This window comes from Shewanella benthica KT99 (genome assembly GCF_000172075.1).
GTDB lineage: Bacteria > Pseudomonadota > Gammaproteobacteria > Enterobacterales > Shewanellaceae > Shewanella > Shewanella benthica_A.
The window spans coordinates 14767-39865 of the sequence record NZ_ABIC01000039.1; the positions used below are offsets into that span (position 1 = coordinate 14767).

The window sequence follows — 25099 nt, forward strand, 5'->3', positions numbered from 1 at the left end:
CTCGCCTTGCCCTGCGGGAGCTCTGAAACGAGCACCTTGAGGTAGCTTGGGTATATTAGCCAAGCATAGGAAAAAGTTGTGACCAAGAAATATGTGATTGCGTTAGATCAGGGGACTACAAGCTCAAGAGCTATCGTATTTGATCATGATGCCAATATTGTTGCCATGTCTCAGCGCGAATTCACTCAGGTATACCCTCAAGCAGGCTGGGTCGAGCATGATCCTATGGAAATATGGGCATCCCAAAGTTCGACCCTGATCGAAGTGCTCGCCAGAGCCGATATTCACAGTGATGAGGTGGCCGCCATAGGCATAACAAATCAACGTGAAACTACGGTTATATGGGATAAAAAAACAGGTAAGCCGGTATACAACGCCATTGTCTGGCAATGCCGCCGCAGCAGTAGTATTTGTGATGAACTCAAGTCACAAGGCCTAGAAGAATATGTACGCGAGTCTACCGGGCTGCTTTTGGACCCCTATTTTTCAGGCACTAAAATAAAATGGATATTAGATAATGTTCCTGGTGTGAGAGCTCGGGCGGAAAAGGGTGAACTCCTGTTTGGCACTATCGATACCTGGTTGGTGTGGAAGTTGACCGAGGGCAAGGTTCATGTTACAGATCCGACGAATGCGAGTCGCACCTTACTATTTAATATTCATACTCTGCAATGGGATCAAAAATTACTCAAAGCACTCGATATACCCAGCTCCCTGTTACCCGAGGTTAAGCCTTCTACTTATATCTATGGTAAGACCAGAATTGCAGGGGAAGGCGGGGAGATCGACATTGCCGGTATTGCAGGGGATCAGCAGTCGGCCTTGTTTGGTCAGCTTTGTATCGATGAGGGCATGGCCAAGAATACCTATGGCACCGGCTGCTTTCTGCTGATGAATACAGGCAAACAGGCGGTGCGGTCTAAGCATGGCTTGTTAACCACTATAGCCATAGGTGCCGAAGGAGAAGTCAATTATGCCCTGGAGGGAGCTGTGTTTATGGGGGGGGCGACTATTCAATGGCTCAGAGATGAGCTTGGTCTTATTCGTGATGTCCAAGATACCGAATACTTCGCTTCGAAAGTAGCTGATACCAATGGTGTTTATTTAGTCCCGGCTTTTGTCGGTTTAGGTGCACCTTATTGGGAGCCCAATGCTCGTGGTGCATTAGTCGGTTTAACAAGAGGCTCTAATCGTAATCACATTATCAGAGCTGCACTAGAGGCTATTGCCTATCAGAGTCGCGATCTTCTCGAGGCGATGACCAAAGACAGTGGAGTCATGTTAAAACAGCTTAACGTCGATGGTGGCGCCGTTGCTAATGACTTTTTAATGCAGTTTCAGGCCGACATAAGCAACGTAGAGGTGCATCGTCCAGTCGTCACCGAGACTACGGCAATGGGAGCCGCTTTTTTGGCTGGTTTGGCTGTGGGGTTTTGGCAGTCTACGGCTGAGCTGAAACATAAAGCTAACTTAGATAAATCCTTTAGTCCTAGTATTTCTGCCGAGGTTAGAGAGAGTCTTTACCTCGGCTGGAAACAGGCTGTTGCTCAAGTGACGTCAAGCAATACCTAGTTGGGAGAGATCTTAGTGATGGGCAGATTAAATATCTATATCAATTCTGGGGAGTGGTGAGTTTACCGCCTCATGTTCGGCGAGATCCTTGTTGGTTGCGCCTTCTCTTTCTCTTTCTTCTTTACTTATCGGGGCACCACGGCGATCGCTGCGGCGCCTGTCTTGCGGTGATTTTCGTCGGTTAAGGCTCTGCGGCAGTTGCGATTGTGGGGGCTCATGATCATCGGCAGCGATACTCGCGCTATTGTTAGTTTCTTCAACCATCAAGCGTTTACGTTCAATGCTCCGCTGAGTGGGGCGTGCAAGCATGGCATAAAGGCTATCTAAACCCACCATAATATCTCCTGTTAAGTGCTCCTACTTAGTACTATCGGCAGTTTCTGCTCAATATTTAGTCATGATTAAGTGTTAAAGTTTGCTTTTCAGCTAGACCAATGATTAATCTTGGTTTATCTGGGCTTCTTTATTTATGAGCATTCTAGTGAGAATACGATGTAAATAGATCTCTGATAATCGAATAGGACGCTCAATTGCCAACTTAATCGAATATTTCTGGGATTTCCTAGCACTTCTTACCTCTAGCATTTGACATTAGCTTCCTCTCCTGGCTGTTTTTTCAACTATTTAGGGATCTTGGTCCACTTTTTCCCATCTAGCTTCGTCAACTCAATCATTTTTTTAAACATGCTGCTAACCCGCTTGAGTACTGGATTTTTAAATAGGTGGTGCTCTTGACAAGTCTTGTGTTCTGTCTTTAAAATTAGCAGTTGTGGGAATTTGTGGATATATGTGGATCATTTGCTGACAGCAAGGACAAGCTAACGTGTTTCGTGGTGCGAGTGCTATAAACCTTGATACAAAAGGGCGGATCGCTATTCCTAAGCGCTACCGTGAGTCATTACGTGCCGAATATAATGGTCAGTTAGTGATTACTGTTGATTTTCAATCATCATGTCTTCTGCTGTACCCATTAGATGAATGGAACAAGATTGAAGCAAAACTGCTCCTGCTCTCCGATACCCAAGCTTCTGAACGAGCGATGAAAAGATTGCTATTAGGCTATGCACACGAGTGTGATCTAGATGGTAACGCTAGGTTATTACTTCCTCTGCCGTTACGTCAATATGCGAATTTGGATAAACACGCAATGTTAGTGGGGCAGTTAAACAAATTTGAGCTCTGGGATGAGGCTGCATGGCTGCAGCAGATAGAGCAAAGCCGAGAGACGATTCGTAGCGAAGAGTTCGCCAACAATGAACGTCTTGCCAATTTCTCACTGTGAACAGTGACGCAAAAAAAGATAAAAGATACTAATGAGCCAAGAATTTTCACATTTATCAGTACTGCTTTCTGAAACGGTTGCAGGCCTGAACATAAAACAAGATGGCATCTATATTGATGGTACCTTTGGCCGAGGCGGGCATTCTCGCGAAGTGTTGAAGCACTTAGGTGGGAATGGCCGTTTAATTGCCATAGACAGAGATCCACAAGCCATTGAGGCTGCTAAGCAGTTTGCCGACGATAGCAGATTCAGCATAGTGCATGGTGGTTTTGGTCAATTGGCTACTTATGTTGAAGATCTTGGCTTGAAGGGCAAGATAGATGGTGTCTTGCTCGATTTTGGTGTTTCATCACCGCAACTGGACGATGCTGAGCGTGGATTCAGTTTCTTAAGAGATGGCCCACTAGATATGCGTATGGATAATTCTCAGGGGGAAACGGCTGCGGAGTGGATCGCCCGCGCCGAAATTGAAGATATGGCTTGGGTATTTAAAACCTATGGTGAAGAGAAAAATTCTCGCCATATCGCAAGATGTATCGCTGCAGATAGACAGAAGACTCCTTTCTTGAGAACCAAGGAGCTGGCTGACCTTATCGCTAGGATCTGTAAGAGTAAGGAACGCAATAAGCATCCAGCCACACGAGTATTTCAGGCAATACGCATCTACATCAATAGTGAATTAGAGCAGATCGATCAGGCACTAGAGGGTGCACTTGTCGTGCTGGCACCTCAGGGACGTTTATCGGTGATCAGTTTCCATTCTCTCGAAGATAGAATGGTAAAACGCTTTATCCGTCGCAATTGCCAAGGGAAAAGTGTTCCTCATGGTTTACCGATCACAGAGGACGAACTCGATAAAACACGTTTGTTGAAGAGCATTGGTAAGGCGACCAAGCCTTCTGCCGAAGAGGTTGAGAGAAACAAGAGAGCTCGTAGTTCTATTTTGCGAGTCGCAGAGAGATTAGAGTATTAATAATGGCTGTGGAAGCTGACTCATTGGTTATAAGCGTGTGCAGTAGGGAGTGCTGATATGGGGCAATCTCAGCTTAACCTGACTCGAATTATCTTACTCGATCTTTGGCATCATAAGTGGGTATTACTACTTGCGGCGGCTGTGGTTGGTAATGCGATCACCATTGTATATACAAGCCATGTGAGCCGTAAATATATCAGCCAATGGGATCAGATGTGGCAGGAAAGAGATAGGTTAGATATCGAATGGCGGAATCTATTGCTCGAAGAGCAATCTCAGTCTGAACATAGTCGAATTACCCGGATTGCGAGTAAACAGTTAGGCATGAGTCGGCCATTGCCTAAGGAAGAGGTCGTGGTAAGGATACCGTGATGAAAATCCCGTTTATATATTGAAAAATTACAAATATTCTCCCGCTACAAACAATCAAGGATAGGTGATAACAAGAGCATAATGAGGAAGATCAAGCAGGCTAAAAGGAAGCAAAAACCACAGCTCATTCACTGGCGTTTATACGTAGTGGTGGGGTTCGTCTGCCTGTTATTCACCAGTTTGATTGGTCGTGCCGCCTATATTCAGATTATCGAACCTGAAAAGTTGCGCCATGAAAGTGATATGCGCAGCTTAAGAACGACCAGCAGAGAGGTTCAGCGGGGACTCATTACCGATCGTAACGGTGAAATGTTGGCTGTCAGTGTACCGGTGAAAGCCGTGTATGCCGATCCTAAAGTGGTTTACGACAAAAAAGGCTTTGCCGATATGCGTCTTTGGAAGGCATTAGCCGATGTGCTCCATGAGCCAGAAGATAAGATTTTAAGTAGAATTAAAGCTAATCCTAAGCGACGTTTCACTTACCTGAAGCGTCAAGTAAACCCAGCAGTTGCCGATTACATCAAGAAACTCAAGTTACCCGGGATATATCTTAAAGCCGAATCACGCCGATATTACCCTACCAGCGAAATCACCGCGCAATTGATCGGTATCACCAACATAGATGATGTCGGTATCGAAGGGATTGAAAATACCTATAACGACTGGTTAACGGGCACTCCTTCGAAACAGAAGGTACGTAAATCCCGAGATGGACACGTAGTTGAGCGCTTGGACATGGTGCAAGAGGGTGAGAGTCCCAATGACTTGGTGTTGAGTATAGATCAACGTATTCAGCAATTAGCCTATCGTGAGATCAAGCGTGTCACTAAGATCAATCAGGCTACGTCTGCTTCGATAGTCGTCATCGATGTGAATACTGGTGAAATATTGGCGATGGCGAATACCCCATCCTATAACCCTAACTCCCGAGATAACTTACAAAGTTATCGCATGCGTAATCGTGCGTTAACCGATGCCTATGAACCGGGTTCAACCATTAAGCCTTTCGTGGTCGCAGCAGCATTAGAAGCGGGGGCCATAGACAAGGACCAGATCTTTAAGACTTCACCGGGACGCATTCGGATCGGCGGTAAGATAGTGCGTGACGGCAGGAACTATGGTGACCTTTCCTTGGGTGAAGTATTGGTTCATTCCAGCAATGTAGGCATGACCCAAATAGCCCTATCTATGCCGGTGCAGGAACTATTAGGTTATTTTCAGGCCATGGGCTTAGGCAATTATTCAGGCATTAACCTTGCGGGAGAGAGTACCGGCTTGCTTCATGACCGTCGGCGCTGGTCTGAGTTTGAACGAGCGACGCTTTCTTTTGGTTATGCTCTCACAGTGACTCCGTTACAGATTGCAAGAATGTATGCCATGTTGGGCGCTAAAGGTGTCTTGTACCCATCTTCGATCTTGAAGCTCAAGCAGAAGCCCGAAGGCGTTCAGGTGATATCTGCGGAAGTTGCCCAGCTTGTGATGGAGATGCTGATAGGCGTGACAGAGGCTGGAGGCACTGCCAGAAAAGCTCATATTGAGGGCTATCCAGTTGCGGGCAAGACAGGTACGGCGCGAAAAGCGGTTGCAGGCGGCTATGGTGAAGACTATGTCGCCATGTTTGCCGGTGTCGCTCCAGTGCATAACCCAAGACTTGCGATTGCAGTCGTGGTGAATGAGCCCAAAGGAGACAAGTATTATGGTGGCGATGTGGCTGGCCCTGCATTTGCTAAGGTGATGTCCGGCGCATTACAGATGCTGAATGTGGAGCCTATTTCCTCGAAAGAAAAAGTACGTCTAGAAAGTCATGTCAGGAGAACAGAATAATGCGACTAAGTGATCTTTTAGCGCCTTGGTTGCATTACTCAGGGCCGGAATCATTCAATAACATATCATTGGACAGCAGAGCGATTACTGCCGGGGATCTATTTATTGCGGTTCCTGGACATCTTGTCGATGGTAGAAAGTTTATTGGTGTAGCATTCGAGCAAGGTGCGGTTGCAGCCTTAGTTCACAGCGACGATCCTGCCGAGCATGGTCGGCTCAAGCTGGAACAAACGGGCTCACCTCAGGTGTTATTTTTCCAATTAAGCCAACACTTGTCGGCAATCGGGGCGCAAGCATATCCATTAGGCGCACATAGACTCAAACTCATCGGTGTTACCGGGACTAATGGTAAGACATCCATTACTCAATTGATGGCTCAGTTAGTCGCTCTTTTAGGCAAACAAGCTTCCTTGATGGGCACTTTAGGTAATGGTTTATGGGGGGACTTAGTCGACAGTGGCAATACCACGGCCGATCCCATCACTATTTCCGCCCAGTTACAGGCTTTTAATCTGGCGGGTGCCGACTTGTGCGCCATGGAAGTGTCCAGCCATGGTCTTATTCAGGGCCGGGTTGAAGCGGTTCCTTTCGATGTCGCCGTATTTACTAATCTGAGCCGAGATCACTTAGATTACCATGGCACTATGCAGGCTTATGGCGACGCAAAGAAAAGGTTATTCAAGTTTACATCATTGCAAAGCGGCCTGATAAATCTCGATGATGAAGTCGGACGCCAGTGGCTCTCCGAAGAGCAATCGGCTAAGCATATTGGTTTCAGTATCTGTTCGGCATATGCCGATGCTGCGAGTATATACACCCTAGATAATCATCAACATGATCAAGGGGTCACAGCGACGCTAGTCTGGCCCGAGGGGCAGGCTAAGTTGGCATCACCTCTGCTTGGTTATTTCAATCTCTCCAATTTAGTCGCCGCATTGGGTGCTTTATATTTGATTGGCTACGATATGCGGGCCATGGCGGCCTCCGTGCCGCAACTTAAATCTGTTGCGGGAAGGATGGAGCGTTTTACCACAGATAATGGTGTGACTCTAGTGGTCGATTATGCCCATACCCCGGATGCTATAGAGCAGGCTCTCAAGGCATTGAGAGGCCATTGTGAAGGTCAGTTATGGTGTTTGTTTGGCTGTGGTGGCGATCGCGATAAGGGTAAACGGCCACTGATGGCACAAGCTGCCGAAGCCTATGCAGATAAGGTGATGGTCACCAGTGATAATGCCAGGAGTGAATCTCCTGAGGTCATTATCGAGGAGATATTAGCGGGTTTAGACGCCCCAGAGCGTGTGCTAACTCAAGTCAGCCGAGAGAAAGCCATCAGACAAGTTGTCGCCTTAGCTAAGCCTGGAGATCTCATCTTGCTGGCGGGGAAAGGACATGAAACCTATCAAGAAATAGCAGGTGAACGCTTGGATTATGATGAGAGAGCATTAGCTAAATCATTGGCAGGAGAGCGGATATGATCCCATTGAACTTGTCAGGTATATGTCAACGCTTGAATGCCAGGTTAGTGGGCGCCGACGGTGAGTTTCGTCATGTTTCCAGTGACAGTCGAGTTATCCCTGAGCACACTCTTTTTGTCGCCTTGAAAGGCGAGAAATTCGATGGACATGATTTTGCCAATATGGCAGTGGAAAATGGCGCAACAGCCTTGTTGGTCGACCATGAATTGCCACTGAACATTGCGCAACTGATTGTTAAAGATACCCAGAAGGCGATGGGAGATCTGGGTGCTTATCTAAGAGAGCTTATTCAGCCAAAATCTGTCGCGTTAACCGGCTCAAATGGCAAGACAAGTGTTAAGGAGATGGTGGCGACCATCTTATCTCAAAGGCACAAGGTGTTGTACACCGCAGGTAACTTCAATAATGAAATTGGCGTGCCTTTGACACTCTTACGCTTAGAGGCCGATGATGAATTTGGCGTGTTCGAGTTAGGTGCAAATCACCAGGGAGAGATAGATTACACCTCTTCCTTGGTCAAGCCTGATGTGGCCCTAGTCAACAATGTGGCGTCGGCGCACCTGGAGGGTTTTGGTTCTCTTGCAGGCGTTGCCTGTGCAAAGTCTGAAATATTTAATCATTTAGCCGCGACTGGGACGGCCGTTATCAATGCCGACGATCAGTTTGCGTCAGTAATGCTGTCGGCATCCATGAGTTTTACTCAGTTGACGTTTGGAGTCGAGTCAGAAGCAGATATTCAAGCATCTGATCTTGAAGCCGATTCTGTGGGGTGTTACCGCTTCAAATTGAGTTACATGCAAGAGTCTGTTTTGATAGCTCTGCCACTATCTGGACGTCATCAGGTGAGCAATGCCCTAGCCGCTACGGCCATCTGTTTATCTTTTGGATTAACGCTAGATGAAATAAAATTAGGCTTGTCACTTCTGCTGCCTGTCAAAGGTAGAATGCTGCCCACTCAATTGGGGCGGGTCCGTGTGATCGATGATAGCTATAACGCCAACCCTGCTTCTGTCACCGCTGCAATCGACTGGCTTCAAGAAATTGAAGGTCATCGTTGTTTAGTGCTGGGTGATTTGGGAGAATTGGGTGACAATGCGTCCCTTTTGCATACTGAACTAGGCGAACTGATAAAACAAAGAGGTCTGGATTCGCTATTTACCTTAGGTGAGCTCAGTGCTAATGCGAGTCGTGCCTTCGGCGTCGATGGTCATATTAGCCTCGAACGTTTGGTAGAAGATTTAATAAAAAATATTAAGCAGTTGCAAGGTGATGTCACTGTTTTGGTCAAAGGATCACGTAGCGCCAAAATGGAGCGCGTGGTCGAAGCTTTAATACTTGCCTACGGGCGCGGGGAGTTTGTTTAATGCTGGTGTATCTGGCGGAGTATTTAACTCAGTTTTATTCTGGGTTTAACGTTTTTTCTTATGTCACTTTCAGAGCCATCTTAGGTCTGATGACCGCTTTGGTCTTCTGCCTTTGGTGGGGACCAAAGATGATCGAGCGTCTACAGACGCTACAGATTGGACAGGTTGTGCGCAGCGATGGACCTGAATCACACTTTAGCAAGAATGGTACGCCAACCATGGGCGGTATTCTGATCTTGGCTGGTATTTTTATCAGTGTATTGCTCTGGGGTGATCTGGGTAGTCGATATGTTTGGGTCGTGCTGTTCGTATTGGCGAGCTTTGGTCTTATCGGTTTCATCGATGATTATCGTAAAGTGGTTCGTAAAGATACCAAGGGGTTGATTGCAAAGTGGAAATATATCTTGCAGTCAATAGCGGCCATCGTGATCGCGTTTTACCTTTATGCCTCAGCGGATACTCCGGGTGAAACCCAACTCGTGGTGCCATTTTTCAAAGATGTTATGCCACAGATGGGGGCTTACTTTATTGTTTTAGCCTACTTCACCATCGTTGGCTCGAGTAATGCGGTGAATTTGACCGATGGATTAGACGGTTTGGCCATCATGCCTACTGTCATGGTTGCGGCTGCATTTGCCCTGATTGCCTATCTGTCTGGTCATGTACAGTTTGCTAACTATTTGCATATCCCTTATCTGCCTGGGGCCGGTGAACTGGTCATTGTCTGCACCGCGATTGTGGGTGCGGGTCTCGGGTTTCTCTGGTTTAACACCTACCCGGCTCAAGTCTTCATGGGAGATGTTGGATCACTTGCTCTTGGCGCCGCATTGGGAGCTATCGCAGTCTTGGTACGTCAGGAGATCTTACTGGTCATCATGGGCGGTGTGTTCGTGATGGAAACCGTTTCGGTGATTCTGCAGGTCGGATCATACAAGCTTCGTGGTCAGCGAATCTTCCGTATGGCTCCTATCCATCATCATTATGAATTGAAAGGTTGGCCCGAGCCCAGAGTGATCGTTCGATTCTGGATCATCTCATTGTTCTTGGTTCTGCTTGGCCTTGCCACGCTGAAGTTAAGGTAATTGACTATGGAACTGCACAATTCGCACTTAGTTTTAGGATTGGGAACCACCGGACTCTCGGTTGTGCGCTATTTGTGTCGGCAGGGTATCACACCTCTAGTCATGGACAGTCGTGAGCAACCCCCAGGGGCTAAGCAACTAGCGCTCGAATTTCCTGAGGTGAACTTAATTACCGGCGGCTTCGATTGCCGCTATCTGGTGCAGGCCAGTCAAATAGTGATTAGTCCCGGCATAGCGTTAGATACACCTGAGATCCGTGCAGCAATAGACATGGATATCGAAGTTATCGGCGATGTCGAGTTGTTCGCAAGAGCAGTTAAAAATAGCAGCTCATGTGTCATAGGGATCACAGGATCGAATGGTAAGTCAACGGTCACCACATTAGTGGGCGAGATGGCCAAAGCCGCCGGCCTTAATTATGCTGTGGGTGGCAACATAGGCATCCCGGTGCTGGACTTATTACAGAGTCCAATCGATCTTTATATACTCGAACTGTCCAGTTTTCAACTCGAGACCACTCATAGTCTGAATTGCATTGCGGCGACTTGCTTAAATATCAGTGAAGATCATATGGATCGTTATAGAGATCTAGAGGCTTACAGGCAAGCTAAGTTGTCCCTTTACGATCAGAGTAAGAGGGCCTTGTTTAATCGTGAAGACTCCCTGACTCAACCCAATGACCCCATGGACCAAAACAGCTTCGGTTTAACCTCGCCAGTAAACGATGAATGGGGCGTCAAGGATGGCAAGATAGTCCATGGGGCAAGCGAGATTGTTTCGTTAGATGATGTTGCGATTGTCGGTAGTCATAATCATGCCAATTTAATCGCCGCCATGGCCCTGGCTTATCATGCCGGTATAGAAAAAGAATCCATGATTGAAGTGGCTAAGCATTTTACTGGCTTGGCTCACCGATGTGAGTTAGTGGCAAATATAGACGCAGTCTCTTATGTCAACGACTCAAAGGCGACGAATGTCGGTGCTACGGTAGCCGCGTTGGAGGGCTTGAGTGAGCATTTAGGTGACATCATTCTGATTGCTGGCGGCGATGGCAAAGGGGCCGATTTTGGCCCATTGGAAGCCGTGTTAGATAAGGTTACTCATCTCATTACCTTGGGTAAAGATGGCGATAAAATTGCGGCATTAAAAGATAACTCCAAGCGAGTCGACTCAATGGCCGATGCCGTCAAGCAAGCTGCTGGCTTGGCAACGGCTGGCGACATTGTCTTATTGTCTCCGGCTTGTGCGAGCCTAGATATGTATAAGAATTTTATGGCTAGGGGCGATGATTTTCGTCAACTGGTACAGGCGTTAAACGCCGAAAACTTAGATTCTGAGGCTGGTACAGATGTCTAGCCAAGAGAGGCAAGTTAACTTGTTTGGCTCGTCTGTTACGTGGCGCTGGCCCAACTTGTTTAAAGGCAATGAGGCTCCAGGCACACAGTTGTACGATCGTGCCTTGCTGTTCTCTATCCTCTCATTGATAAGTTTTGGTTTTGTCATGGTGATGTCGGCCTCTATGCCTGAGGCGCAGAGCCTGACAGGTAATCCTTTTCATTTTGTTATCAGGCACATTGTGTATCTTATCGGCTGTGTGGTTATTTCTGCCGTAGTGCTGCAGGTAGAGATGAGTCATTGGCAGAAGTTTAGCCCCATGTTATTGCTTATCGTAGGCATCATGTTGGTTGCGGTTTTGCTGGTAGGGACCACAGTGAACGGCGCTAAACGTTGGTTAACGATAGGGCCGATTAGAATACAGGTAGCAGAGCTGGCTAAGTTTGCATTCGCTATCTATATGTCAGGCTACTTGGTGAGACGCCATGAAGAGATTAGAGAAAATGCCAAGGGCTTCTATAAGCCTATTGTCGTGTTCGCGGTATATGCGGTGCTTATCCTGTTGCAGCCAGATTTGGGTACGGTTGTAGTCATGTTTGTGGGCACAGTAGGCTTGCTATTTTTGGCTGGCGCGCGACTGTTTGATTTTTTTGCGCTGATTTTGACCGGGGTGTTGGCGTTTGTGGCCTTGGTATTATTGGAGCCATATCGAATGCGCCGGGTGACCTCTTTCTTAGATCCGTGGCAAGACCCGTTTGGCAGCGGTTATCAGTTAACTCAGTCTTTGATGGCCTATGGCCGTGGCGACTGGTTTGGGCAGGGCCTGGGTAATAGCATTCAAAAGCTCGAGTATCTGCCGGAAGCACATACCGATTTTATTTTTGCTGTGATAGGTGAAGAGTTGGGTTTTGTGGGAATTATTGTCGTCTTGTCTGTGTTGCTCTTCGTCTCGTTAAGAGCGATCAGATTAGGTAATTTATGTATCGCGATAGATAAGGCCTTCGAAGGTTATCTCGCCTATTCCATCGGGATCTGGATCTGTTTTCAGACGGTTGTGAATGTGGGAGCGAGTATCGGCATGTTACCGACCAAGGGCTTGACCTTGCCATTTATCAGTTATGGGGGCAGTAGCCTCTGGGTTATGACGGCCGCAGCCATGATATTGATCCGCATCGATCATGAGCGGCGTTTGAGTTGTATCAAGGCAGTACAAGGAAAAATTAATTAATGACAAATGTCTCCGCAGATAAACGCATCTTAATCATGGCCGGTGGTACAGGTGGCCATGTGTTTCCTGCGTTAGCGGTCGCCAAATTTCTAAGCCAAAAAGGCTGGAAGGTGAGGTGGCTGGGTACGGCCGAGCGCATGGAGGCTCGCTTGGTGCCTCAGCATGGCTTCGATATTGATTTTATCGATATCAAGGGTGTCAGAGGCAATGGAGTAGTGCGGAAGTTAGCCGCGCCATTTAAGGTGATACGCTCTGTGATGCAAGCGAGGAAGGTAATACAAGAGTTTAAGCCAGATGTCGTCTTAGGCATGGGGGGATTTGCCAGTGGGCCTGGAGGGATTGCAGCGAGACTGATGGGAATACCTCTGGTGTTACATGAACAGAATGCCATCCCTGGGATGACTAACAAGCTACTGTCTCGTTTTGCGAGCAAGGTTTTATGTGCCTTCGAAGATACCTTCGAGCAAGTATCGGCTCAGGTCGTCGGTAATCCGATACGTAAAGAGTTGGTCGAGTTAGGCCTATCTGCAGCAGAAGACTGCGTCGAAGATGCATTAAAAGTATTAGTCGTTGGCGGGAGTTTAGGGGCGAAAGTCTTTAATGATCTTATGCCCGGAGTGACTGATGCTGTGAGTAAGACTCACTCCATTACTGTCTGGCATCAAGTGGGTAAAGGGAATCTGGTATCGGTAAAAGGTGAGTACCAGCATCTAGGTCAAGACGGAAGCGTCATCGTCGCCGAGTTTATTGACGACATGGAAGCGGCCTATCGTTGGGCCGATGTGGTGTTATGCCGGGCGGGTGCCTTGACGGTATCTGAGTTAGCCGCCGTCGGTTTACCCAGTATTTTAGTGCCTTACCCGCACGCGGTCGACGATCATCAGACCAAAAATGCGCAAGTGTTGGTGAATGCCGGGGGCGCATTTTTACTGCCTCAGGCCATTCTAGATGCCGATAAATTAATTAATAAGTTACAGATGTTAGCCTCCGACAGAGCCGAGCTTTGTCATATGGGCGCAAGAGCTAAAGATGTCGCTGTCATTGACGCCACCGAAAAAGTGGCTGAGGTTTGCATCGAGTTGGCGCAGAAGGGTGGAGATGAGTAAGAGTAAAGACAAATATTCACAGTTAAGAAGCATCATTCCTGAGATGAGACGAGTTAAGCATATCTATTTCGTCGGTATCGGTGGTGCGGGCATGGGCGGAATAGCCGAAGTGCTGGTCAATGAAGGCTACCGCTTATCTGGTTCTGATATTGCCGAGAATACAGTCACTGAAAGGTTGAGAGCTTTAGGCGTTCAAATTTATATCGGTCATCAAGCAGAGCAAGTCCATGATGCAGATGTTGTGGTGGTATCGACCGCCATTGATGCCGAAAACCCTGAGCTAGTTGCGGCGAGAAAGCTGAGAATACCCGTCGTTCAGCGTGCAGAAATGCTGGCTGAGTTGATGCGCTACCGTCATGGGGTTGCCGTTGCTGGCACTCATGGTAAGACAACCACAACTAGCTTGATAGCCAGTGTATACGCTCAAGCCGGTCGAGATCCCACTTTTGTTATCGGTGGTCTGCTAAATAGTGCAGGAACTAATGCGAGATTAGGCCATAGTCGTTACCTTATTGCCGAGGCTGATGAGAGTGATGCGAGCTTCTTGCACCTGCAGCCCATGGTCAGTGTGGTGACAAATATTGAAGCCGATCATATGGACACCTATGGTGGAGACTTTGAGAAATTAAAATCCACCTTCATAGATTTCCTGCACAACTTGCCATTTTATGGTGTTGCAGTGATGTGTATCGATGATCCGGTTATCCGTGAACTGCTGCCTAAAGTAGGCCGGAAAATTGTGTCCTACGGTTTTAGTGAGGATGCGGATATACAGGCGTTGAACTTTGTTCAGCAAGGTTATCGCAGCCACTTCACACTCAGACGAGAGGGTGTAGCAGACATAGAGGTGATGGTGAATTTACCTGGTGAGCACAATGTACTCAACGCACTAGCGGCGATCGCGGTAGCTACCGAAGATGAGATAGAAGATGAGGCAATTGTACGTGCTTTGGCTGAGTTTGAGGGCATAGGAAGACGTTTTCAGCAACTCGGTAGCTTCGCCACAAGCAAGGGTGAGGTGATGTTAGTCGATGATTATGGTCACCACCCTAGTGAAGTTACTGCAACCATTAAGGCGGCAAGATTAGGCTGGCCTGATAAGCGTCTTGTCATGATTTATCAGCCACATAGATATAGCCGCACTCGAGACCTTTACGATGATTTTGTCGAGGTGCTATCTCAAGTCGATAGCTTAATTTTGCTCGATGTGTATGCCGCGGGAGAAGCCCCTATACCGGGAGCCGATAGTCGGGCATTATGTCGCTCCATTCGACAGCGTGGGCAACTGGATCCAATTTTCGTTGCCGGAGCAGAGCCGCTGCTTAGCTTATTACCGAGTATTCTACAGGACGGAGACTTGTTATTGACTCAAGGGGCCGGCAATATCGGCGCATTGTCAAAATTAATTGCTCAAACAAACTTAGGTTTTGAGACTGCAAGTTTAGATGTGGGTGGATTATGATTTTTTATTCTATGCCATTGAAGATGATAGAGGTTTTGACCCTGAGCATAAGGTCTATATAATGACCAGCTATCCATGGTGCACCGATGAAAAACATTTACACCGAAAGAAAGAGATGAGGTGGGATACTCGTGTCTTGGGGTGAGGTAGGTAGCCGTTGGAGGGCTAAGCTGTCGCAGCTGGATTGGTATCTTTGTTTTGGACTGATATTTCTTTTGCTGGTCCTCATAGGTTTATCCATGGCTGCCTGGAAGTTGAATTTGATACTTCATGATGCGGACGCCCTGCCTATTGAAGCCGTTGCCATTAAGGGTGAGCGAACGCATACCTCAGACGAGGAGATACAGATGGCCCTGCAGGACTTGATGCAGAGAAGCCTTTTTTCTGCCGATGTCAATCAAGTTCAGAAGGCGTTAGAGGCATTGCCATGGGTTTATCAAGCGTCAGTTAGGCGTGAATGGCCTGCTAAATTGAAAGTCTATTTAGTCGAGCAAGATGTGGTTGCCCATTGGAATGGCGATGCCTGGCTTAACAAGCTTGGGGAGGTTTTCGATGCGCCTCAAAAAGAGAATATTGGTCCCTTGCCAAGATTAGCCGGTCCTGAAGATCAGTCTAAGATCGTGTTGACCACGTATCGGCAAGTGAGTGAGTTACTGCACATTAATGGCTTTGACTTAGAGGGGTTAAGCTTGAGTCCCAGACATGCGTGGCATGGCGTTCTAAGTAGTGGGATCAAGCTAGAGCTAGGCAGAGAAGATAAAATGGCGAGGATACAAAGGTTTATCAACGTGTATCCGACGCTGATTAAGCAAGATAAAGACGTTGCTAAGGTAGATTTGCGCTACGATACCGGATTAGCCGTGGGTTGGGTTAACGCACAGAAGAGAGCTAGTAAATAATGACCAAGAATCAAGATAGAAACCTGATCGTTGGATTAGACATAGGAACGTCGAAAGTTGCTGTGATTATAGGTGAAGTGCTGCCCGATGGTGAGATAAGTGTCATCGGTTTGGGGACTCATCAATCCAGAGGTATGGATAAAGGTGGTGTGAATGACCTTGATTCAATTGTACGCAGTGTCCAACGGGCCTTAGATCAGGCCGAGTTGATGGCCGATTGTCAGGTCTCGTCTGTCTACTTAAGCATCTCTGGAAAGCATATTGCGTGTCAAAATGAAAATGGCATGGTGTCGATCAATGATGAAGAAGTAACCCAGGACGATGTCGATAACGTCATCCATACGGCTCGTTCGGTGAAAATACCGACAGAGCGTCGTATCTTGCATGTGTTACCGCAAGAGTACGCCATTGATGTCCAGGATGGGATTAAAAGCCCTATTGGCATGTCCGGTATGCGCATGGAAGCTAAAGTTCATATCGTCACATGTGCCAATGATATGGCGAAAAATATCACTAAGAGTGTCGAACGTTGTGGTCTTAAAGTCGATGATCTCGTGTTCTCAGCGATTGCTTCTGCCGACTCGGTGTTGACCAATGATGAGAAAGATCTAGGGGTCTGTCTGGTCGATATCGGTGGTGGTACAACCGATATCTCGATATATACCAATGGTGCATTGAGGCATTGTGCAGTTATACCGGTTGCGGGGAATCAGGTGACTAATGATATCGCCAAAATTTTCCGTACGCCTCTGGCTCATGCAGAGCAGATAAAGGTTCAGTATGCTAGCGCTCGAAGCGCTATGGTAAGTCGTGAAGACAGTATAGAGGTCCCATCTGTAGGGGGGCGTCCGTCTCGAACTATGTCGAGACACACCTTAGCTGAAGTGGTTGAGCCAAGATATCAAGAGTTGTTTGAGTTGGTATTGAAAGAATTACGTGATTCTGGTCTAGAGGACCAGGTCGCCGCCGGTATCGTTCTCACTGGTGGAACATCTTCCATCGAGGGGGCTGTGGATGTGGCCGAAGCTATATTCGGTATGCCGGTAAGAGTAGCGAACCCACTACCAGTGAAAGGTTTATTCGAATATGTTGATCAGCCCATATATTCAACAGGTATTGGCTTGTTACACTACGGAGCAAGAAGGCTGTTTGAACGTCAGTTTGAGCGTCCTGAGCGACAAGGGGTAACCAGTATTTGGAATCGGGTTAAAAGTTGGTTTAAAGGTGAATTTTAATGCCAAGTTAGTACATTAACTTAGTGTGTGATTTGGTATTTCATATATAACGCAGGCAAAATGGAGAGAAGACCATGTTTGAGATCATGGACAGTCATACAGATGATGCGGTGATCAAAGTCATCGGTGTTGGTGGCGGTGGCGGAAACGCAGTAGAGCATATGGTTAAACATAACATCGAAGGTGTTGAGTTTGTTGTTACTAACACAGATGCGCAAGCACTGAGAAAGTCATCTGCTGGTACAACTATTCAATTAGGACGTGATATCACTAAGGGTTTAGGCGCCGGAGCTAATCCAGAAATAGGCCGTTTGGCCGCAGAAGAAGACAGAGAAAATATCAGAAATGCTATTAAGGGCTCTGACATGATCTTTATTGCTGCGGGTATGGGGGGTGGCACTGGAACCGGAGCTGCACCTGTAGTTGCAGAAATAGCCAAAGAAGAAGGGATCTTAACCGTTGCGGTAGTGACTAAACCGTTTCCTTTCGAAGGCAGAAAGCGCATGGCTTATGCCGAACAAGGCATCGAAGAACTGGCTAAGCATGTGGATTCACTGATCACTATTCCTAACGAAAAATTGCTTAAGGTCTTAGGGCGTGGCACATCACTATTAGATGCGTTTGCTGCGGCTAACAATGTGCTCCTTGGTGCTGTTCAAGGTATTGCCGAGCTTATCACTCGTCCTGGTCTGATTAACGTCGATTTCGCCGATGTGAAGACTGTGATGTCTGAGATGGGTAACGCCATGATGGGTACAGGTGTTGCCAGTGGTGAAGATCGTGCCGAGGAGGCCGCCGAAGCTGCTGTTGCCAGTCCATTATTGGAAGATATCGACCTGGCTGGAGCCCGTGGTGTACTGGTAAACATCACCGCGGGTATGGATATGAGCATAGAGGAATTTGAGACTGTGGGTAACCATGTCAAAGCCTATGCTTCGGATAATGCTACCGTAGTCGTCGGTGCGGTTATCGATCCAGAAATGAGTGGCGAGCTACGTGTTACTGTGGTTGCTACAGGCATAGGTGCTGAGAAAAAGCCTGATATTCAACTGGTCACTAAACCTGCTTCTCGTCCTGAAACTGTCATTACACCAGAAGTACGTACCGAGCCTCAAGGTGAGGAATTTGTCCAATCTATGGTTAGCGGCAATGTGGTTCCTGTGGCGCAGACCGCAGCAACACCAAGGAATGAAACTGATTACTTAGATATTCCCGCTTTCTTACGTAAGCAGGCTGATTAAGCTATTAGTTAGGGGGGCACTCATTCAATCTCGCTGCATGTTTCTGTTGGTAGATTTTGGTTAATCTACCAACATATGCTAGTATATTCGACCAGCTACGCCTGAATCTCGTGATTCAAGGGGGTTGTGATTGTTTTTTGTTGATATATACAGGTAAGGCTATGATTTTTCAAAGAACTGTTAAAGAAATGGTGAAAACTACCGGAGTCGGATTGCATTCCGGCAATAAGGTGACTTTGAGCATCAAGCCTGCACCCGTTAATTCGGGTATCGTGCTCGTGCGAACCGACTTGGAGCCAGCCGTTTCTATTCCTGCTAAGGCGGAACTTGTCCGTGAAACCACCATGTGTACGGCACTAGTGAATGACGATGGCATTCGTATATCAACGATCGAGCATCTTTTTGCAGCGCTTGCGGGACTGGGTATTGATAATGCGATCATTGAAGTCGATGCGCCTGAGATACCTATTATGGATGGCAGTGCTAGCCCATTTGTTTTCTTATTACAATCAGTAGGAATTCAAGAGCAAGCAGCGCCCAAGAAATACTTAAGAATCAAGAAAAACATACGCGTTGAAGATGGTGATAAATGGGTAGAGTTAAAACCTTATAAAGGCTTCAAAGTCGATTTCACTATCGACTTTGATCACCCGGTAATTGCGCGTAGTAAGCAGCATATGAAAATGGAGTTTTCATCTTCAGCCTTTATTCGCGATATCAGTAGGGCGAGAACCTTTGGTTTTATGCGTGACATTGAGTATTTGCGTGCTAATAATTTAGCGTTAGGTGGCAGTATGGAGAATGCCGTTGTGCTAGATGAATATAAAGTTCTCAACCCCGATGGCCTACGTTATGAGGACGAGTTCGTTAAGCACAAAATTTTAGATGCATTTGGTGATTTATATGTTGCAGGCTATGCCATAGTCGGTGAGTTCTGCGCATACAAGACCGGGCATGCGTTAAATAATAAATTGGTACGTGCTTTATTGGCTCAGCAGGATGCCTGGGAGTTAGTCAGCTTCGAAAAAGAAGGCGAAGCCCCGGTGAGTTTTTCGGTTCCTGGGGGCGTAGTATTTGCCTGATAGTGAACTAAGATTGCCTTGGACGGTTGGCCAAAGCAGCCAGCCGTTTTAGTTTTACCCCTAAAGGTCCTTCCGTATGTTCAGCTAGCGCCTCTATGTGCTCTGCAGCTTTTTTACTGATTTTATTATTGTTTTTTTTGGGCTTTATCGCATACAAAAACAGACTCGGGTTGACTTTAACTTCGATAGCGGACAGCATGGGTAAGGTTTCGGCTTGAAGCTGTTGCAAAATCTTGGCTTTTTGGAAGTTTATTCTTGCAGCCCATGCAGCCGTTGTCGTTTCGATAACTAGAACACCCTGACGGAGATTGGCAACTTTTAGTTGCTGTGACACTGGACCGGTCAGCACTTGTTTTACGTAGTGATCCAAGTGTAACAGAAGTTCTGCTTTTTCAGCTATATCAGGGAATCTCCCTTGCTGATGCAGTAATTGGCTTAGGTCTTGAGGGGGATTTTTCATGATGATAATAAAATGGCTTAATTAGGCTATGAGTGTAACAGTTTTTATTCAAGGTCGAAATGGTGCCACAAGATGGCAGCCTGGTAAACGTTGGCTATTATTGCCCGTTCTGCTGTTTGTAGCAGGAACTGGTTTGTATCAGCACAGCGCCGAACAAATTCAGTTACAGCAGACTAATAGCGATAATGAACGTGTGGCTCGTGCAGAGCAGAAACGAGAACTTATCGAGCTTAAAGGGGCGACTGAATCACAACTAGCAATGCTGGTAACTCATGTTGCCCGTATGCAAGCTAAGATGACACGTCTCGAAGCACTTGGTTTGCAAATCGCTAAGAACAATCAATTAGAAAATCAGTTTGATTTCTCTTCCGCAGTTGGTGTTGGGGGCCTGAGTCATTTGGGTGCCAACATTGAACTCGATCAACTTATTCTGGATATGGATAAGTTAGTGTCACGAATAGATAATAATAATGCTCAACTTTCAATACTTGAAACTGTCTCATCTAATCTCCATATAGATGAAGAGCGTTATATATCTGGGCGTCCCATCCGTAAAGGTTGGTTATCGTCGCCCTACGGTTTACGTAATGATCCTTTTAGCGGGCGTAGAACGATACATAAAGGTATCGATTTTGCTGGTAAAGAGGGCACCAAGGTGACTGCAACTGCAGCTGGAGTGATCACTTGGGCAGGAAAAATGTTTGGCTATGGTGAGTTGATAGAGATAGACCATGGTAATGGTCTACGCACTCGCTATGGACATAATAAATCTCTGTTAGTAACTGTGGGTGATGTCGTCGCCAAAGGCGAAGGTATTGCGCTTATGGGGAGTACCGGTCGTTCGACTGGGCCTCATGTGCATTACGAAGTGTTGCGGGGTGGGCAGCAGATAGATCCACAGAAGTTTGTCTACCGCAAAGCAAGTTAACTTAATCATCGGCTTTCAGACTCGACAGGGACTAGGCCAACAACATAAAAAGTGGTTCAGATGTTTGGTAAAATACTGACAAAATTATTTGGTAGTCGCAACGAGCGTACACTTAAGTCTCTTAGCAAGGTTGTCACTGAGATAAATGCGCTCGAAGCAGATTATGAAAAGTTAACCGATGATGAGTTAAAGGAGAAAACCTCGACTTTTCGTGAACGTTTAGATAAGGGGGAAACATTAGATGATGTTTTGCCAGAAGCGTTTGCCGTTGTTCGTGAAGCATCTAAGCGTGTATTCGATATGCGTCACTTCGATGTACAGATGCTCGGTGGCATGGTTCTAGACAGTAACCGTATTGCCGAGATGCGTACCGGTGAAGGTAAAACCTTGACGGCGACACTACCTGCCTATTTGAATGGATTAACCGGTAAAGGCGTACATGTCATTACGGTTAACGATTATCTCGCACGTCGTGATGCTGAAAATAACCGCCCACTTTTTGAGTTTCTAGGCTTAACCGTTGGCATCAACGTAGCAGGCATAAGTCAGCAAGAGAAGATAGACGCATATAATTCAGACATTACTTACGGAACCAACAATGAGTTTGGTTTCGATTATCTGCGTGACAATATGGCGTTTTCACCTCAAGAACGTGTTCAACGCCCACTTCACTATGCCCTGATTGATGAAGTCGATTCGATTCTTATCGATGAAGCGAGAACACCATTGATTATCTCTGGTGCGGCCGAAGATAGCTCGGCTCTCTACACTAAGATTAACACGCTAATTCCGCTGCTTGTCCGTCAGGATAAAGAAGATACGGAAGAGGTGATCGGCGATGGAGATTATTCTATCGACGAGAAAGCTAAACAAGTACACATGACCGAGCGTGGTCAAGAAAAAGTTGAAGTTCTGCTCACCGAACGAGGCATGTTAGCCGAAGGCGACTCTCTCTATTCGGCAGCTAATATTTCATTGGTGCATCATGTTAATGCTGCGCTTCGTGCTCATACACTCTTCGAGAGAGATGTCGACTATATTATTCAGGACAATGAAGTGGTCATTGTCGATGAGCATACTGGGCGTGCCATGCCGGGTCGTCGTTGGTCGGAAGGTCTTCATCAGGCTGTTGAAGCCAAAGAAGGCGTCAATATTCAGAATGAAAATCAGACGCTGGCTTCGATTACTTTCCAGAACTTCTTCCGTCAGTATGAAAAGCTAGCGGGTATGACAGGTACCGCCGATACTGAAGCGTTCGAATTTCAACATATTTATGGTTTAGATACAGTGGTGATCCCGACCAACAGACCCATGGTTCGAAAAGACAATGCTGATCTGGTTTATCTAACGCCGGATGAAAAATATGCTGCCATTGTCGAAGATATTCAGGGTTGTCGTGAACGTGGACAGCCAGTTCTTGTGGGTACCGTTTCAATCGAACAATCTGAACTCTTGGCTCGTCTGATGCAGAAAGAGAAGATCCCCCATGAAGTCTTGAATGCTAAATTTCATGAGCGTGAAGCCGAGATCGTTGCGCAAGCGGGAAGGAAGGGAGCCGTTACTATCGCCACTAATATGGCGGGTCGTGGTACAGATATCGTCCTTGGCGGTAACTGGGCGATAGAGATCGAGGCTCTTGAGAGCCCAACGTCTGAACAGAAAGCTAAGATCAAGGCCGATTGGCAAGTTCGTCACGATGAAGTTGTTGACATAGGTGGATTGCATATTTTAGGTACCGAGCGTCATGAATCACGTCGTATCGATAATCAACTGCGTGGACGTTCGGGTCGACAAGGTGATGCTGGTTCTTCGCGTTTTTATCTTTCAATGGAAGATAGCTTAATGCGTATTTTTGCCTCCGAGCGTGTTTCTTCGATGATGAAGAAACTTGGAATGGAGGAAGGTGAAGCCATTGAGCACCCTTGGGTATCACGCGCTATTGAGAATGCCCAACGTAAAGTAGAAGCTAGAAACTTCGATATCCGTAAGCAGTTACTAGAGTTTGATGATGTAGCCAATGATCAACGCCAGGTTGTTTACGCTCAGCGTAATGAGTTAATGGATGCCGAAGATATTCAAGATACTATCGTTAATATTCAGGCCGACGTAGTCAATAGCCTAATCGATCAGTATGTACCGCCTCAATCATTAGAAGAGTTGTGGGATGTGCCAGGCCTTGAAAAGCGTCTGGAGCAGGAATACGCGATTAAAATGCCACTGCAGGAGTGGTTGAATAAGGAAGATGATCTTCATGAAGAGACACTTCGTGAGCGTATCGTAGACACTTGGGTCAAAGCATATCAAGCAAAAGAAGAAATGGTTGGCGCACAGGTCCTGCGTCAGTTCGAAAAAGCTGTCATGCTGCAAACCTTAGATGGACTGTGGAAAGAGCATCTAGCTGCGATGGACTATCTGCGTCAAGGTATCCATCTGCGTGGTTATGCACAGAAAAATCCTAAACAGGAATATAAGCGTGAATCTTTTGAGATGTTCCAACAGATGTTGGAATCATTGAAGCATGATGTGATCAGCGTAATGTCAAAGGTCCAGGTACAGGCACAATCAGATGTTGAAGAGATGGAAGAACGTCGACGTCAAGAAGAAGCCAATATTCGCCTAGACTATCAGCATGCTGCCGCAGAAGCATTAGTGGGCGCAGAAAGTGCTCAAGATTTAGCTGCTCATATTCCGACTGTACGCGAAGGCGCTAAAGTGGGTCGTAACGCTCCTTGCCCCTGTGGTTCAGGCCGTAAGTATAAGCAGTGTCACGGTAAGCTTTCCTAGGCTAGTTAGTCTGGAAAGCCGAATAAATCTTAAAGGCCACTCATCGGAGTGGCTTTTTTTATATTAAGCTTATTTTTTTATATTAAGCTTATTATAGTAGGTTTGAAAGAATATCAAAGGATATAGTCGATTTTATGAGCTGAAACGCACCTGCTGTGGGTAAGTTGTGACTAATTAGAAGATATCTAAAAAATCGTTTTTCTTCATAAAACTGCTTGCGATCATTCTCATACTCTCTATAATGCGCATCCACTGACACGGAAAACCAGTCTTACTATAAACATTAAGTTAAGTAAGATGCAGTCGAGTCAGGGCAACATGTAAGCTTGTTTTTTTCTTCGTTTCAAACGATTGAAATTAAATTTTTAAAAGCCCTTGACGCCAACAACGGAGAGTGTAGAATACGCCTCCTCAAGCCAACGACCTAGCGTCACGGCGGCATATGAAAGATGATGCAATGCTCTTTAACAATTTATCAAGTAATCTGTGTGGACACTCACAGGTGTTGAGTTATTCGAAATTGCTTCACTCTTTCTAGTAAAGGATGAGCAATCAAAAATTTAACTCGATGAACTACTGAGTGACCATAGCGACTTTAGTTTCTACTTTCTTACTCTCACGAGCAAGCAAAGTAAATTCAAAGAAGCAAAATATGTAAGCTTCATTAACTTTCAGGTTAGTGAAAAACAGTTTTTTGTTTTCACTTTTTAAAAAGTGAAGGCAAAAGTTTCATTGAGCCGATGTCATCATCGAAAGAGGATGCATCAAAAGAACTTTAATTGAAGAGTTTGATCATGGCTCAGATTGAACGCTGGCGGCAGGCCTAACACATGCAAGTCGAGCGGAAACAGGAAGGTGCTTGCACCTTTGCTGTCGAGCGGCGGACGGGTGAGTAATGCCTAGGGAACTGCCCAGTCGAGGGGGATAACAGTTGGAAACGACTGCTAATACCGCATACGCCCTACGGGGGAAAGGAGGGGACGCGTTTTTCGAAGTGCGCCTTTCGCGATTGGATGTACCTAGGTGGGATTAGCTAGTTGGTAAGGTAATGGCTTACCAAGGCGACGATCCCTAGCTGGTCTGAGAGGATGATCAGCCACACTGGAACTGAGACACGGTCCAGACTCCTACGGGAGGCAGCAGTGGGGAATATTGCACAATGGGCGCAAGCCTGATGCAGCCATGCCGCGTGTGTGAAGAAGGCCTTCGGGTTGTAAAGCACTTTCAGCGAGGAGGAAAGGTTGTAGTTTAATAAACTACAGCTATGACGTTACTCGCAGAAGAAGCACCGGCTAACTTCGTGCCAGCAGCCGCGGTAATACGAGGGGTGCAAGCGTTAATCGGAATTACTGGGCGTAAAGCGTACGCAGGCGGTTTGTTAAGCAAGATGTG

At 46.6% G+C, this 25099-nt stretch carries 20 protein-coding genes and 1 rRNA gene; 19 read left to right on the forward strand and 2 right to left on the reverse strand.

Features of this window, described 5'->3' with window-relative positions; translation table 11 throughout:
• Positions 1-78: 78 nt before the first annotated feature.
• Positions 79-1572, forward strand: coding sequence for a glycerol kinase GlpK (gene glpK / locus KT99_RS15590; RefSeq protein ID WP_005501846.1), 1494 nt, complete (start codon positions 79-81; stop codon positions 1570-1572).
• Positions 1573-1599: 27 nt separating this feature from the next.
• On the opposite strand, the gene KT99_RS15595 is transcribed toward glpK, so the two are convergent.
• On the reverse strand, positions 1600-1908 hold the full coding sequence (locus KT99_RS15595) for a hypothetical protein (RefSeq protein ID WP_005501855.1): 309 nt from the start codon (positions 1906-1908) through the stop codon (positions 1600-1602).
• Between the two features lie 487 nt (positions 1909-2395).
• Here KT99_RS15595 and mraZ point away from each other — a divergent pair, with 487 nt between their 5' ends.
• The 15 genes from mraZ (at position 2396) to lpxC (ending at position 19535) form a co-directional block, all read left to right on the forward strand.
• Positions 2396-2854, forward strand: coding sequence for a division/cell wall cluster transcriptional repressor MraZ (gene mraZ / locus KT99_RS15600; RefSeq protein WP_005501857.1), 459 nt, complete (start codon positions 2396-2398; stop codon positions 2852-2854).
• A gap of 31 nt (positions 2855-2885) precedes the next feature.
• On the forward strand, positions 2886-3827 hold the full coding sequence (gene rsmH / locus KT99_RS15605; RefSeq protein ID WP_005501859.1) for a 16S rRNA (cytosine(1402)-N(4))-methyltransferase RsmH: 942 nt from the start codon (positions 2886-2888) through the stop codon (positions 3825-3827).
• Between the two features lie 57 nt (positions 3828-3884).
• Positions 3885-4199: a cell division protein FtsL gene (ftsL, locus tag KT99_RS15610; protein ID WP_005501861.1), complete on the forward strand. Its 315-nt coding sequence runs from the start codon at positions 3885-3887 to the stop codon at positions 4197-4199.
• Between the two features lie 81 nt (positions 4200-4280).
• On the forward strand, positions 4281-6023 hold the full coding sequence (locus KT99_RS15615; protein ID WP_005501863.1) for a peptidoglycan glycosyltransferase FtsI: 1743 nt from the start codon (positions 4281-4283) through the stop codon (positions 6021-6023).
• On the forward strand, positions 6023-7501 hold the full coding sequence (murE, locus tag KT99_RS15620; protein ID WP_005501864.1) for a UDP-N-acetylmuramoyl-L-alanyl-D-glutamate--2,6-diaminopimelate ligase: 1479 nt from the start codon (positions 6023-6025) through the stop codon (positions 7499-7501). The genes KT99_RS15615 and murE overlap by 1 nt, the downstream gene beginning before the upstream one ends.
• A complete protein-coding gene (locus KT99_RS15625) occupies positions 7498-8865 on the forward strand; it encodes a UDP-N-acetylmuramoyl-tripeptide--D-alanyl-D-alanine ligase (RefSeq protein WP_005501868.1) in 1368 nt (455 codons plus the stop codon). Before murE ends, KT99_RS15625 begins: the two co-directional genes overlap by 4 nt.
• On the forward strand, positions 8865-9947 hold the full coding sequence (mraY, locus tag KT99_RS15630; RefSeq protein WP_005501872.1) for a phospho-N-acetylmuramoyl-pentapeptide-transferase: 1083 nt from the start codon (positions 8865-8867) through the stop codon (positions 9945-9947). Before KT99_RS15625 ends, mraY begins: the two co-directional genes overlap by 1 nt.
• Positions 9948-9953: 6 nt before the next feature.
• Positions 9954-11303: a UDP-N-acetylmuramoyl-L-alanine--D-glutamate ligase gene (murD, locus tag KT99_RS15635; RefSeq protein WP_005501876.1), complete on the forward strand. Its 1350-nt coding sequence runs from the start codon at positions 9954-9956 to the stop codon at positions 11301-11303.
• A complete protein-coding gene (gene ftsW, locus KT99_RS15640) occupies positions 11296-12510 on the forward strand; it encodes a cell division protein FtsW (RefSeq protein ID WP_005501878.1) in 1215 nt (404 codons plus the stop codon). The genes murD and ftsW overlap by 8 nt, the downstream gene beginning before the upstream one ends.
• Positions 12510-13616: an undecaprenyldiphospho-muramoylpentapeptide beta-N-acetylglucosaminyltransferase gene (murG, locus tag KT99_RS15645; protein ID WP_005501880.1), complete on the forward strand. Its 1107-nt coding sequence runs from the start codon at positions 12510-12512 to the stop codon at positions 13614-13616. Before ftsW ends, murG begins: the two co-directional genes overlap by 1 nt.
• Entirely contained in the window at positions 13609-15078 is a 1470-nt protein-coding gene (murC, locus tag KT99_RS15650) for a UDP-N-acetylmuramate--L-alanine ligase (protein WP_005501882.1), read from the forward strand. The genes murG and murC overlap by 8 nt, the downstream gene beginning before the upstream one ends.
• Positions 15079-15209: 131 nt before the next feature.
• Entirely contained in the window at positions 15210-15977 is a 768-nt protein-coding gene (locus KT99_RS15655; protein WP_005501886.1) for a cell division protein FtsQ/DivIB, read from the forward strand.
• Positions 15977-17212 (forward strand): cell division protein FtsA, encoded by a 1236-nt coding sequence (gene ftsA / locus KT99_RS15660; protein WP_005501888.1) that lies wholly within the window; start codon positions 15977-15979, stop codon positions 17210-17212. The genes KT99_RS15655 and ftsA overlap by 1 nt, the downstream gene beginning before the upstream one ends.
• Positions 17213-17286: 74 nt before the next feature.
• A complete protein-coding gene (gene ftsZ, locus KT99_RS15665; RefSeq protein WP_005501890.1) occupies positions 17287-18453 on the forward strand; it encodes a cell division protein FtsZ in 1167 nt (388 codons plus the stop codon).
• Positions 18454-18614: 161 nt separating this feature from the next.
• The gene (lpxC, locus tag KT99_RS15670) at positions 18615-19535 is read left to right on the forward strand and encodes a UDP-3-O-acyl-N-acetylglucosamine deacetylase (RefSeq protein ID WP_005501892.1); all 921 of its coding nucleotides are present in this window, start codon (positions 18615-18617) and stop codon (positions 19533-19535) included.
• A gap of 7 nt (positions 19536-19542) precedes the next feature.
• Here lpxC and KT99_RS15675 read toward each other — a convergent pair whose 3' ends face one another.
• Positions 19543-19995, reverse strand: a complete 453-nt coding sequence (locus tag KT99_RS15675) for a DUF721 domain-containing protein (RefSeq protein WP_005501900.1) — start codon at positions 19993-19995, stop codon at positions 19543-19545.
• A gap of 28 nt (positions 19996-20023) precedes the next feature.
• On the opposite strand from KT99_RS15675, the gene KT99_RS15680 reads away from it, so the two are divergent.
• The 3 genes from KT99_RS15680 to KT99_RS15690 all read left to right on the forward strand — a co-directional run.
• Positions 20024-20923: a M23 family metallopeptidase gene (locus tag KT99_RS15680; protein WP_005501902.1), complete on the forward strand. Its 900-nt coding sequence runs from the start codon at positions 20024-20026 to the stop codon at positions 20921-20923.
• A 60-nt stretch (positions 20924-20983) separates the two neighbouring features.
• Positions 20984-23707 carry a preprotein translocase subunit SecA gene (secA, locus tag KT99_RS15685; RefSeq protein ID WP_005501904.1) on the forward strand — a complete coding sequence of 908 codons (2724 nt, stop codon included), beginning with the start codon at positions 20984-20986 and terminating at the stop codon, positions 23705-23707.
• A gap of 776 nt (positions 23708-24483) precedes the next feature.
• Positions 24484-25099 (forward strand): 16S ribosomal RNA (locus tag KT99_RS15690); the annotation flags it as partial.